Annotated in this window: 14 protein-coding genes; 1 reads left to right on the forward strand and 13 read right to left on the reverse strand. The window is 51.7% G+C overall.

Annotated features, from left to right (window positions below):
• Nucleotides 1-80 precede the first annotated feature (80 nt).
• Nucleotides 81-2,306 carry a TonB-dependent receptor gene (locus SJI03_RS12890; RefSeq protein ID WP_322427440.1) on the forward strand — a complete coding sequence of 742 codons (2,226 nt, stop codon included), beginning with the start codon at nucleotides 81-83 and terminating at the stop codon, nucleotides 2,304-2,306.
• A 206-nt stretch (nucleotides 2,307-2,512) separates the two neighbouring features.
• On the opposite strand, the gene gluQRS is transcribed toward SJI03_RS12890, so the two are convergent.
• The 13 genes from gluQRS to SJI03_RS12955 form a co-directional block, all read right to left on the reverse strand.
• On the reverse strand, nucleotides 2,513-3,442 hold the full coding sequence (gene gluQRS / locus SJI03_RS12895) for a tRNA glutamyl-Q(34) synthetase GluQRS (RefSeq protein WP_322427441.1): 930 nt from the start codon (nucleotides 3,440-3,442) through the stop codon (nucleotides 2,513-2,515).
• A 126-nt stretch (nucleotides 3,443-3,568) separates the two neighbouring features.
• Complete coding sequence (locus SJI03_RS12900; protein ID WP_322427442.1) at nucleotides 3,569-4,423, reverse strand: hypothetical protein; 855 nt, start codon at nucleotides 4,421-4,423, stop codon at nucleotides 3,569-3,571.
• A 52-nt stretch (nucleotides 4,424-4,475) separates the two neighbouring features.
• Entirely contained in the window at nucleotides 4,476-4,865 is a 390-nt protein-coding gene (locus SJI03_RS12905) for a VOC family protein (RefSeq protein WP_099379504.1), read from the reverse strand.
• Nucleotides 4,866-4,932: 67 nt separating this feature from the next.
• On the reverse strand, nucleotides 4,933-5,160 hold the full coding sequence (locus SJI03_RS12910; RefSeq protein WP_199534459.1) for a hypothetical protein: 228 nt from the start codon (nucleotides 5,158-5,160) through the stop codon (nucleotides 4,933-4,935).
• 41 nt (nucleotides 5,161-5,201) lie between these two features.
• Nucleotides 5,202-5,525, reverse strand: a complete 324-nt coding sequence (locus tag SJI03_RS12915) for a hypothetical protein (protein ID WP_322427443.1) — start codon at nucleotides 5,523-5,525, stop codon at nucleotides 5,202-5,204.
• Nucleotides 5,526-5,942: 417 nt separating this feature from the next.
• A complete protein-coding gene (locus tag SJI03_RS12920; RefSeq protein ID WP_322427444.1) occupies nucleotides 5,943-6,419 on the reverse strand; it encodes a hypothetical protein in 477 nt (158 codons plus the stop codon).
• 76 nt (nucleotides 6,420-6,495) lie between these two features.
• The gene (locus tag SJI03_RS12925) at nucleotides 6,496-7,104 is read right to left on the reverse strand and encodes a hypothetical protein (RefSeq protein WP_099379502.1); all 609 of its coding nucleotides are present in this window, start codon (nucleotides 7,102-7,104) and stop codon (nucleotides 6,496-6,498) included.
• Nucleotides 7,105-7,141: 37 nt separating this feature from the next.
• Nucleotides 7,142-7,426: a hypothetical protein gene (locus tag SJI03_RS12930; protein WP_158301293.1), complete on the reverse strand. Its 285-nt coding sequence runs from the start codon at nucleotides 7,424-7,426 to the stop codon at nucleotides 7,142-7,144.
• Nucleotides 7,427-7,940: 514 nt separating this feature from the next.
• Nucleotides 7,941-8,078 (reverse strand): hypothetical protein, encoded by a 138-nt coding sequence (locus SJI03_RS12935; protein WP_158301291.1) that lies wholly within the window; start codon nucleotides 8,076-8,078, stop codon nucleotides 7,941-7,943.
• A gap of 330 nt (nucleotides 8,079-8,408) precedes the next feature.
• A complete protein-coding gene (locus SJI03_RS12940) occupies nucleotides 8,409-8,759 on the reverse strand; it encodes a hypothetical protein (RefSeq protein ID WP_199534458.1) in 351 nt (116 codons plus the stop codon).
• A 77-nt stretch (nucleotides 8,760-8,836) separates the two neighbouring features.
• Nucleotides 8,837-9,883, reverse strand: coding sequence for a type VI secretion system baseplate subunit TssG (gene tssG / locus SJI03_RS12945; protein ID WP_099379500.1), 1,047 nt, complete (start codon nucleotides 9,881-9,883; stop codon nucleotides 8,837-8,839).
• Nucleotides 9,847-11,700: a type VI secretion system baseplate subunit TssF gene (gene tssF / locus SJI03_RS12950; protein WP_322427445.1), complete on the reverse strand. Its 1,854-nt coding sequence runs from the start codon at nucleotides 11,698-11,700 to the stop codon at nucleotides 9,847-9,849. The genes tssG and tssF overlap by 37 nt, the downstream gene beginning before the upstream one ends.
• Before the next feature lie 78 nt (nucleotides 11,701-11,778).
• Nucleotides 11,779-12,591: an outer envelope protein gene (locus SJI03_RS12955; RefSeq protein WP_322427680.1), complete on the reverse strand. Its 813-nt coding sequence runs from the start codon at nucleotides 12,589-12,591 to the stop codon at nucleotides 11,779-11,781.
• Nucleotides 12,592-12,696: the final 105 nt, after the last annotated feature.

Below are 12,696 nucleotides of genomic sequence, written 5' to 3' on the forward strand. Positions count from 1 at the left end.
ATGGTGCAGACGATCATCCAGCGCCGTACATAACCCGGAGACAGGTTTCGCAATTCTTTTTTAAACTTCTGGGAAACAACATGATCAAGATGTCCAAGATGCACAAGCGTTTGTGCGCCAAAAGCGCTGCTATGCTGGCACTGTCCGCTGCCTTGCCTATCGGCTCGGCTTATGCTGATGAAGTCGCTGCTGATACGACCCCTGCCGCCAGCCAGCTGGAAACCGTGACCGTGACGGCGCAGCGCCGCAAGGAAAATATCCGCGACGTGCCCGTCTCCGTGTCGCTGCTGCGCGACGAAAAGCTCGACGTGCTGGTATCCGGCGGACAAGACATTCGCGTGCTGGCCGGCAAAGTGCCGAGCCTGAACGTGGAGTCGTCGAACGGCCGCACCTTCCCCCGCTTCTACATCCGCGGCTATGGCAATACCGATTTCAATATCTTTGCATCGCAACCTGTTTCCCTGATTTACGACGATGTCGTGCAAGAAAATCCGATCCTCAAGGGCTATCCGATTTTCGACGTGGCTGGCGTGGAAGTGCTGCGCGGCCCGCAAGGCACCTTGTTCGGCCGCAACACGCCTGCTGGCGTGGTCAAGTTTGAATCCGTCAAGCCGAACCTGGACAAGGTTGAAGGCTATTACAACGTCTCCGCCGCCACGCACAACACGACCAATTTCGATGGCGCCGTCAACGTACCGCTGAGCAAAGAATGGGCCATGCGTGTCTCGACCTTGCGCCAGCACCGCGACGACTACGTCGACAACACGTTTACGGGCAAGAAAAACGCGCTGGACGGCTACAACGAACACGCCGAACGCGTGCAGTTGATGTATGCGCCGAACGGCACGTTCAACGCCCTGTTCAATGTGCATCAGCGCAGCACCACGGGCAGCGCGCGCGTGTTCTTCGCCAACGCCATCAAGCTTGGCACGAATGACCTGGTCGACGGTTTCAATCCGACCAAATCCTACACCGATGCCTTGAACTTCCAGGAGCTGCGCACCAATGGCGCCAGCGCTCGCCTGAGCTGGGAACTCGACGGCGTCAAGCTGTACTCGATCACCGGTTTCGAACGCGTGGGCAAGTATGTGTCGCATGGCGACATCGACGGTGGCGCACCAGGCATGGTGCCAGCGATTCCATTCCCGGTGGAAACTGCTGGCGGCATCAGCAGCGTGAAACAGTACTCGCAAGAATTCCGCGCTGAATCGAAAAATGCCGGTCCGCTGAATTGGCAGGCTGGCGTGTACTACTTCAATGAAGATGCCAACGGTTATACGGATAACTTCGGCGGTAGCGACCATGCGCTCGTTTCGCACCTGGCCAGCCGCCAGAAAAACACGGCCTGGGCCACCTTTGGTTCGGTCAACTATGCCGTCAACGATGACTTCATGCTGCGTGCCGGCTTGCGCTACACCAAGGACAAGAAGGATTTCAACACGGTAGTAGCGAACAACGTCCCGCAAATCAACCCGACCAGCGCCGATGTCAGCAAAGCCAAGGTCAACTGGGATCTGAGCGGTACCTACAAGTACAACAAGGACGTGAACTTCTACGGCCGTATCGCCACCGGTTTCCGCGCGCCAAGTATCGCGCCAGCCAGCAAGGATGTGTCCGTGACCGTGGCCGATGCGGAAACGATCACCTCGTTCGAAGCGGGCATCAAGGCCGACCTGTTCGAGCGCCGCGCCCGCGTCGCCTTCAGCCTGTACAACTACCAGGTGAAAAACCAGCAATTGACGGTCGTTGGCGGCACCTCGAACGTGACGCGTTTGATCAATGCAGCCAAGACGAATGGCCGCGGCGCGGAACTGGAACTGGAAGGTTTTGTCACGCCTAGCCTGAAGATGTCGTTGGGCGGCAGCTACAACTTCACGGAAATCAAGGATCCATCCCTGTCGGTAGCCACATGCCGCAGCTGCACCGTGACCGATCCGAAAAACGCCGCTGGCTTCGCCATCATCAATGGCAATGCGCTGCCGCAAGCGCCGAAGTGGACGGTCACCGCCACAGGCCGCTATTCGATCCCGATGGAAAACGGCGAATTCTTCGTCTTCACGGACTGGGCTTACCGCAGCAAGATCAACTTCTTCCTGTACGAGTCCACCGAGTTCACCGGCAAGCCGATGGTCGAAGGTGGCTTGCGCGTGGGCTACACCTGGGATGCTGGCAAGTATGAAATGGCCGTTTTTGGCCGCAACATCACCGACACCCAGCGTATCACGGGCGCCATCGACTTCAACAACCGCACGGGCTTCATCAATGAGCCACGTCAGTTTGGTGTGCAGTTCAAAGGCAACTTCTAAGAACACATAAGCAAACCTACTGCGCGTCGTGATTTGCGGCCTCCGATGCTCACTGCCTCGGCGGCCCCGTGCCAAGCACAGCTGCGCTTCTCAGCCGCAACTCACTGCCGCTCGCTACGGTTTTCTTAAGTGTTCGGTTCCAGGGCCGGCCCTAGCGGCTGGCGCTTGCATTCCAACCCGCCAACGGTTCGCCGCGGCGGGTTTTTTTATGCGTGTATCGGAAGTTGCGACAAGCGCTGCGCCCAGGCGGGAATCGCTTGCCGCCAGAAGTCTTCGACGTTCTCGGCGCGCACGTCGAGGCCGAGGAAGCGGGCCGCCGGCAACAACGCCGACGCCAGCAGTTCGGTGGTTTGTGTTCCTGTATCGAAGGCGATGGCGCCCGTCTGCTTGGACAGCTTTTCGCCGCTGTCGTTCATGACGACAGGCACGTGCAGGAAGCCGGGATGCGGCAAGCCCAGCACATCCTGCAGATACAGCTGGCGCGGCGTGGAATCGAGCAAGTCCGCGCCGCGCACCACTTGCGTGATCCCCTGCGCGCCATCGTCGACCACGACGGCCAGCTGATACGCCCAGTAACCGTCGCCGCGCAGCACGATGAAGTCGCCCACTTCGCTGGCCAGATCCTGCCGCTGCGGACCCGCCCAGCGGTCGGCAAAAGCGTACACCGCATCGGCCCCCTGCGGCACCCGCAGCCGCAAGGCCCGCGCCGCCTTGCCCGGCGCCAAGCCGTGGCGGCAGGTGCCCGGATACACGGCGGCCCCATTCTTCGGCGCGCCTGCCTGCAAGTTCGAATCCTGGATCTCCTTGCGCGAACAGCCGCACGCATACACGAGGCCATCGTCCTGCAATTGCTTGAGCGCCGCCTGGTACAGCGGCAGCCTCCGGCTCTGCCACGTCGCCTCGCCATCCCAGTGCATGCCGCAGCGCTGCAGGCTGGCCAGGATGCCGAGATCGGCGCCCTCGACATTGCGGTCATAGTCCAGGTCCTCGATACGCAGCAGCCACGTGCCGCGATGCACTTTCGCATCGAGATAACTGGCCATGGCGGCAACGAGCGAGCCCATGTGCAGGGGACCGGAGGGAGAGGGGGCGAAGCGGCCGATGTAGGGGGCGGTGGGAGAGTTCGGAGACGGCATGCTGTGAGTGTAGGCGGTGGTGACAGGCGCTGATGGTTGATTGCTCAGGGTGGGGAGCTTTGGCGACAGCGGCAAGTATCGTGCAGGGCGATGGGCAAGTCAAATCCTGGGCTGTTCCTGAATTGCCTAATTGATCATCAAGTGCGTAACGTTATCTTCAACATATGAAATTTCTTCTTTGCAGTAATGCGCGTCATTCAGCGCTCTGAAATGTAAATCCTTGTCGAATTCCTTAGTTCTGAACCTGTTACTGAGCAGTGCTACAACGCTCCCCTCATCTGGCCAGCCTGAAGAATGCAATGCTATCAATGTATTTTCAAAAGAAATTTCATTGATGAGACAGATTTTTAATTTTCGAGGTAGCTTCTTCAATAAATTCAGCCATCGTATCTCACTTGCTTTTGGAAAAAAGGTATCACTATTTTTTATGGATGCTACTATTCGTTGCTGCACTTCTACAGATTTATCTATATTGATATACGATACACAATGATCATTCATTTTCAATCTGATGGGTGATTTCCTGGCTGTTTTGTACTGCAAGATTATGCATGAGGAAGATATTTTTATGTCATGCTGTGCGATAACGCCTCCCCACGAAAATTGAAAGACTATTTCTGATAGTCCTTTCATTTTTCCGGCAATCCCAGACTTCCTTTGAAATTGTTTGACTAGCGATGATTCACTTACACCGTTGCCTACAGAATTATTTTCAAAGTAATGTATTATTATTATGTAATCTATTTCGGGGAAATTTTCTTTTACAATAATTAACTCGACAACGTATTCGTCTACCCATCCATTGATATCAAAAATATACATTCCAACCGCTGTTGTTGTAGGTATGGTATGGAATATATTGATAATACTATTTATAAAATCGGTTGCTGGAATTTTTTTCGATAATGCAATCTCTCCATTGACGATCAGTACTCCATCAATGAAATCAAAAATACAGCCTGGGATTTCAAATTTTTTCATTCTGTTATGTGAAATTTTGGATGAGGTATCTCGTATGAATTATTGCAATGATTCAGCACGGTTCGTAGAGGCAAATATTGTTCCCCATCGGATCTTCGACGTTCAGAAAACTTGCGTAGGGAGTCTCTACGTAACTGATGAAAAAAGCAGTTTTGTCCAGTCGCTCCTTGAGCGTGTCAATATTTTTCGTTGGTAAAGTGAATAGATTGAGCGTACCACCTTTGCTACCTACGCGATGTGCTTGCTCAATGTTTGAAGGAGGCATGAATTCTATTGAGAATTTTTTGTTGGACTCGTGCGCCATTGTCAGGCGGCGACTGGTGCCTGAATCACACTGAATGATGGTATCCATCGTAATAAAGAATCCGAGATTGTCAATGTAAAATTCTTTTGCTTCGTCAAAATTAAGGCAAAGTATTCCTATATTGATTGTGTTTAACATGTGATTTTCTGGATTTCATGGTTCTCTTGGGAAGATAGGATAAATACAAAAAAATATTACTTTCAAATTACATAAACCAGGATTTTATTATTAATAAAAAATTTTCACAGGCTTCATGTTCTTCTTTGAAAACGCGAAGCTCTGTCTTTATTCCTCGTTCATAGTAAAAAACTTCCCAACATCCTTTTTTTTCTCTGATGCACAGACTCTCATCCTGAGCCGGATCGCCAATCGAGAAAGCATTTGATGGAATTTTTAAAATTGACATCTCTTGTGCTGTATCTGAAATATTCATGCACATAGTTAGCTGAAAGTTAGCCGAATTTAATAGTGGTTTTATTGATAGGCACAAAAAACCGATGTGGTGTGATTGTGCGGGTCATGACATGCATCTATTTTCCCCCAAGGTCCTGATTGCGGCAGCGTGATAGCAAACTCATCTAGAAACCATCGTCTCAATCTTCTTGTATATTTTCCTTCGGGTTTAGACTGAAATCCGTCCATGCAATTTTCCGGACCAAAATCCCAGAATTTTATGAGGCCATCATCTTTCTCAAAAAAACAAATAACTATTATTTTCATTTTTTTTAGTTTGAAATTTGTTTTGTAGGCGATTGCCCCGTCTTCATGCTTTATCCATGCTTCCCAGTCATGATCCATCGAGTGTAGATCTTTTCTTTTCATTCCTTTAAATAGAATGATTGATTCGTTTGCGGAAAAATATCCATCTTCAAATATAACATAATGAATTATATTCATTGTAAATAATTTAAATTTTGTGAAATTTTATTAGTTTCTTATTTTCATCAATCAGGCTTACCCTATAGTTTTCTGATTGGGCATAAAAATAAGCGGAGAAGAAACTCGGATTTAGAAAAATGCAAAAAACATATTTCCAACTCTTTTCCTCTGAATTTTCATTGATCAGTAGATTGATTATTTTTGGCGTGATTAGTTTGCTATTCCAATCCTTGGACAGCTTAATGTGGATATCAGTTCCATTTCCAATTTCAAAATTCATACTTGATAAAAATTTCTTATGTGGATAAATAAGAATTTTCATTTTTGTCCTTTGATTTATTGCGTATGAAAATAGTGCATATTCCACGATATTCCAATTGATGCCATCGCTGATTGAAGAGATGCTGAAGCTGAAATTTTGCCCCATGAAAAATTAAATGCGGAGAATGTTTTCCTTATCTCATCAGGACCTTTTCCCAAGACTTCAGCAAGTAATTTGGCTAGTCGGTTTTTGTCGGCTATTAATTGGTACTCTGTCGTGTTATATCCATATTTTTTTGTATTTCCCCCATCCCACGATAGCCAAACACTCTTCATGCAATAATTTTTAAAAATAAAATTTATGCCAAACTCAAATTCATTCAATCTTCCGCAGGTTGATAAACTGTGCACATAAGTGTTTGTTTTATTGTCTTCTATCTCAATGTTATTTTCTTTTGCAATTTGAATAAATTCAGATTCGTTAAGTGGCGCCATCATGATGCCATCCAATAGGAAATAACCACTTTTTTTATCAAAGGATAATGTTTTCATTTTTTGAAACCTTGCCGGATGACCTGGTACGGAGTGGTAATACGATAATCTCCAGCCGGACAATATGCCTTGACCGCTATCGGATGAGATTTTCGCATATCCACTCTAGAGTTTTCGCATAGGAAATATTTCCTTGTTCCCGTTCTTGGGCCGCATCATGAAGAAAAGAGTTCTGTAGTTCCGGAGTTCTCTTTTGCGCGATCCACATGCAAATAGAATCAGCGATAGCATGATCTATATTTTCCTCATCAAGTATTTTTGCCATCATGTGCAAACCTTTCAAAACATGATTTTTCCACATGTGGAATTCGGCCACAATCATGCGCAGTCTCAGGGATTTGCTTTTTTCGAAGCGATCAAGAATTTTCTCTTGTTCATAGCTTGGTGAGTTTTGTAGGTAGTAACTAAATATAGCTTCAATATGGCTATTGAAAACATCGTCGTCGTCGGCAGATACATTGATGGCGATGATATTTTGTGCAATTTTTAACATGGCTGCGTTTGCAGGACTTTGCCATGCTATATCCCAGATGACCTGATGTAGTTCCGGGCTATAAAATTCGCGTTCGAGCAAGCTGGCAAAAAAATCAAGTTCGTTGCTTGTAAGTGGTGCAGTTTTTTTTGCGATAATTTTTCTTCGCAAATTTTTAAGATATTTTTCTTCCAGACGCAATTTTTTCATCATTAATTAGAGTGAACTCTATTTGATTGATAGTCTCATTTTATCTATGATAGTTTGAACTGATGATTTTTCTCGTCTTTTTTGAAATGGTATAAGTGACGGATCTTCCCATTGATGTTTTTCCACCTAGTATTTTTTCACCGGGTGCAAAATTTGGTACGAAGGTTATTTTAATATCTTCGTTGTTGTCTTGAATATATATTTCAAAATCTGAAATATTCCTTTGCTCTTTTCTGAATTCAACCAAAGCCACGAGCAATTTTTCAAGATTTTTTCCGGAAATTTTTTCTTCCAGGTTTTCCATTTTGGATATATGTTTTTTCATATCTCTATCGGGATAGGAAATGTTTGTTGGAGTACTCTGCTAGTTAATATTTATTTTCTTTATTATATATTTGTGTTTTTGCCATATATTATCATTGTCGAGCAAAGTGATGATTTTTGATCTGCCTTGATTAGTATGTATCCCCACGAGAAAGAAAAAAAATCCTCGTACTTTTTCGATATTTCCGCTGATTGACCTAGTGATTTTGAAACTAACTTACTAAGATATTTTTTTCATTGATCATGTCCGAGTGACTGGAGTTATAGCCAAGTCTGTTTGTGACTCCATCTGTCCAGAATATTTCAATAATGCAAAGAATTCCATTTTTAAGTCTTAAATTTACTCTTGTTTCCACATTGAGAAATTGAATATTTCGCATGCTATATGTTTCAAAGTCATTTATTTTTCCAAAATATTCAAGAAAATTTATGTTTTTTTATTTCTTTTGTTGATGTGTTTTTGTTTACGTGAAAATTCTCATTTATTTCGATATCTCCAGTATTTTTATTTATATTCATTTATGGCGTCGGAAATTTAAATATTTTTCATTAGCTTTGAGTTTTGATATATCTGAATCATCAATGAAATATTGATTTCCTCCTCCTGCGTCTGTAATGTATGTGCCAATAGCTCTTGCTTCCTTTGCTGCCATTCCTTAAGCGCATGGATGGTTTTTTTGCATCGATGACCCGTTGTGGAATGTGGTTGCTGGTAATTTTTAAGAAATTTTTATAAAAATATCTTGCTTTAAAGTAATTTAATGAAATTCATTTTTGATAATTTATTTTAATTATTGTCTTGTCTTTTTTTGAGATAAGATAAACCACCGTCCGACCCAGCGAGGTTTTTCCTCCTAGCATTGGACTCTCTCCCTTTGCAAGACTTGGGTGGAATGTTAACTCTATTTCATTATCATCATCTTTTATGTAGATAATGAAATCTTCAATATTTTTGTTTTTTTCAAAATCAATATAGGCAATTGTTATATATCTAAAGTATTATCCAGAAATTTTGTCATCAAATTTTCGGACTTTTTCCATAATTTTTTCTCCTTTAATTTCTTTGTTGGACTCAATATTTTGTGCGGATGATTTGTGTGTAAAAGTTCGATGGTCAGCACCTTGTCGAGCGCGATGCTGGCATCGTCGGACAGCATTTCCACCACATAGGAAAAGTCGCGCGACAGGCTTTCGCTGGCGGACAGGCTGTTGGCGAGGAAGCGGATGCCGGCGGGGCCGTCGCCATGCGGAAAGCGCAGGCGCAGCAGGCGCTGACCCTGCATGTCGCCCGTCAATGCCGCCCATGCCGTCGTCGTATCGGGGAACTCGCTCATCGCGCATCGCTTCACGGTAGGGATCGTTGGCCGACTGTAGCAATAGCGAACACAAGCGTTTTGCGCAGCCGCAAGGATCAATCGTTGAATGAGGGCATCAAGTGCATTTCGTAATGTTTGTCATCGCGGTGGCGCGGCGTTGCCGCATCGCCAAGGAAACTGTTGCAGCCGAGGCCGCCTTGTGGCGCTGCCGTCAACGTCGTCCCTTGCACATCGCTGGCGCGCAGCACCAGCACGATGTCGTAGCGCACGAGCGGCTGGCTGAACAGCATCAGCATGTGCCGCAGCGCTTGGCTGCCAGCGGCGCGCGGCAGGAAGCTGGCGTGCTGCTTGGCAGTGAGCGGACCGAGGCGCAGGCGCACGGCCAGGTCGGGGCGGCGGCAGCGCTCGCCGACGGTGGCGCGCTGGCCCAGCACGGCATTGGCCATGCCCAGCGCCGTCTGTTCGCGCGGCGCCAGCACGTCCCTGGCTCCCGTCGCCTCGTCGATATGGCAGGGCACGCCGAAGTGGTCGGCAAGGATGCGCGCCATGACGATGGACGAGAGGTTGCGCTGCTGCAGCAAGCCGCTGTACAGGCCGGCGGCGGCCTCGTCCTGGCCCTGGCCCGGCTGGCATGCGGCCAGAGCCAGCAGGCGCGACAGGAAGTCCCCGCTGTGGCCGGCTTGCTCGACGCGGTATTTTTGCCAGGCCTGATAAAACAGGGCCACGGCGCGGCTGGAAAACAGGTCGAGAAAGGCGCGCGGGCCGGTGACGCGTTCGCTGTGCTGGTGCGCGGCGATGCGCTCCGAATAGTGGCTGGGCAAGCTGCCCTGGCAACCCAGCAGGCCCATGAAGGCGGGCGTGAGGTGGATGGGCTTGCCGTGGCCGGACAGCAGCGCCAGCAGCAGGGCATCGGCATCCTCGATGCCGCCGGTCGCGAGCGCTTCGACCTGGCTGGCGGGAAAGCGCAGCGAGACGCTATTGTCGAAGCGCACGAGCTTTGCCAACGCCGTGTGTTCGTCGATGCCGTGTTCGGCCAGCCACGCCAGCAGCAGGCGCAGCGCCTGGAAGCACTCGAAGCGCTGCGGCGCGTCGAGCAATTGCTGGATCACGCTGGGGTGGCGTCGGCGCTGCGTTCCGGGCATCGCAGGAGTTCCTCGCCGCTGCGGTGCGACAGCAGCGTCAGTTGGCTAAAACAGTTGAGTTGGCTGTTCAGGGCGAAATAGCGCTGCAGCACCTGGGCAAAGATATGGATGCTGCAGCCGACGAAGGCTTGCTCATCGATGCCCAGGCGGATGGCGATGCCGGGCATCAGGGTGGGAAACGGCACGGTGGGCATCCACGCGCGCGTGCTGCCGTGTTCGAGCGTGACGATGCCGTGGATCAGGCGCTGCGTGGTGGGCGAGCGGGGCAGGTCGTACAGGCTGAGCATTTTCTGGAATTCGGCCAGGCCCGCTTGCGTCAGGCTGGAGTAATTGAGCGACAGGTGCGCAATCAGGCGCCAGTGCGTGTCCGCCAGGAAACGCAGGCTGGGCGTGGGCTTGCGCAGGAAGCGCGCAGGGATGCCGTCGGGCACGTCTTCGGCCAGCAGGTCGCCACCGGGCAAGCCGTAATGCAACTGCGTGGGCAAGTCGCGGTTGCTGCACAGCAGCTGCGTCGAGACGGTGGCGCAGGCCGCGCTGCCTGGTGAAAACTGCGGGTCGATCAGGCTCAGCCGCATTTCATGGCCGGGGCTGATGGCGGCCACGGCTTCGTCGCGGCGCGCCAGCCAGTATTGACCATGCTCCTGGCCCTGTTCTACCTGAGAACCCTGCAGCGAGGCATACAGTGGCAAGAAAGTGCTGAGGCGCTCGCCGGCCTGGTCCTTGCGCACCACGGTGACGGCCTCGATGTTGTGGATGTCGTAGGCAAACGCGTGCGTGGCATCGGCCACCAGCGCGTAATCGGGCTCGGTATGCGTGAGGCGGATCGGCACGCCGGACTTGGCGAACAGGTTGACGACGGGCGTGCAGCCGAGCAAGAGATTATCGGGGCTGACGCAGGACAAGAGCCGCGCCTCGTGGCTGTCGCTGCGCACGCCCATGAGCGGCAGGTGCAGGGTGAACTGGCGGCACTGTTTTGGCAGCAGGGCGGCCAGCAGGGACCATGCGATATCGATGAAATGGAATTTTTCCGGAAACGCAAAATACTCGGTCAGCAGGCGCAGGGCCGGGTGCGAACGGGCGGAAATGGGGATCAGCGCGTCGTCCTCCGCATAGCCGGCCGGCGCCAGCACGGTGCCGTCGACGGCCAGCCACGGGCCGTGTTCGTCCAGCGCCACGTACGCTCCCGCGCCGTGCAGGAACAGGGCGTCGAGCAGGGCCGCGCGCACGGACGGTTCGCCATCGGCAAACAGGCGCAGGCTGGCAAAGCCGGCCTGGTCCAGGTGGTACTGCTCGCTGCTGCTGGTGAACTGCATGCTGAGCAAGGCGCTGGCGCCGGCGGGCAGGCGCAGGCCGGGCGGCGCGTCGATGAGCGGCGAGAAATGCAGACGCGTAATGGCCAGCGGCGCCAGGGTCACGTCGTACGCGCTGGTGAACTTGCAGGCCACGCCCTGCACCGGATGCGAGCGCAGCACCGTGCCGCGCGCAATGTGCACAGGCTGGGCCAGCTGGCCGCCGCTCGGCGCTTCATCGGCGGCGATGCGCACGATGGAGCACGAGGGAAAGGGCCGCAGGTAGTGCGGGTACAGGGTTTCCAGCAAGGAGTTGGTAAATTGCGGATAGGCGTCGTCGAGGCGTTTTGACACGCGCGCCGTGAGCAGGGCAACAGACTGGATCAGGCGCTCGATGTGCGGGTCTTCGCACGTCTCGCCGGCGATCAGCAGGCGCCCGGCCGCCTTCGGATAGCGGCTGGAAAATTCGCGCGTGTACTGGCGGAACAGGCCCAGCTCACGCTCGTAATACGGCAGTAGTTGTTCCACGGTCGCGCTCTCCGCCAGCAGGAAAGCTTCATGCTGGCATCAGGCGCGAAGGTGGGTGTTGATGCGTAACAATGAATTTTAGAAATGGTACTCCGCGCGTATCATCGGCGTCTTCGCCGTTTGCCCCACGTTGCCCGTGGTGGCGGGCGAGTTGCCGAACTTGTTCTTCCAGTACTGGTATTCCAGGCCCACGCGGAAAGTGTTTTTCGGGCTGCCCAGGGCCGCGCCCACGTCGAACATCACTTGCATGTCGATATTCGTTTCCACCGCCGTCTTGCGGCCCACTTCATCGTTGCCTTTTGAATCGATGAGGTTAAAGAAACCTTCGAACGAGAATAGCGGCGACAGGGGGATGCCCCAGGCGCCCGTCAGCATGGCATGCGTCTTATACGTGTAGCGGCCCGTCACTTGCGAGATGGGCGGGAAGGCGCCGCTGGGGGCGTTGCTTTCGCGCAGCAACAGCAGGCTGGTGTTGAAGAAGCCGGGCACGTCCCACATCAGTGTCGGGCCGGCCACCAGCATGCGCTTGCGCGAGTTGTAGCCGACGTCATTTTTCGTGTTGACGTCGAAACCCAGGGTGAGGCCGACGCCGCGCACGGGGCCGAACTTGATGTCGCTGCCGCGCACCTTGCCGATGTCGATGGTGTTGCGGTACACCAGGTACGCTTCCTGCGCGCCGGACGTCTTGCCCAGCGCGCCAGGGTCATTGCTGTCGGAGATCAGGAAATCCAGGTTGACGAAGTTGCTGCCGTATTTGTAGCCGCTGGCGTGCGTGATGGCGAAGATGTTTTTCTTGATGTCGTCGGGATTGAACGGCTCGCGGTAGTCATTGCCGGCGCGCCAGCTCAGCGCGGTATCGCTCCATTCGGCAGCCTGGGCGGTTGCGCCCACGCCGAGGGTGGTAGTGAGGCAGAGCAACAGACACGGTATGGTTTTTGGCACTTTCGGCTCCTGATGGCGGTGTTGGGAAACGGGAAATGAAATAGCAGGGGGCGT

Origin of the sequence: Janthinobacterium sp. GMG1, from assembly GCF_034427795.1 — a bacterium.
Lineage (GTDB): Bacteria > Pseudomonadota > Gammaproteobacteria > Burkholderiales > Burkholderiaceae_D > Janthinobacterium.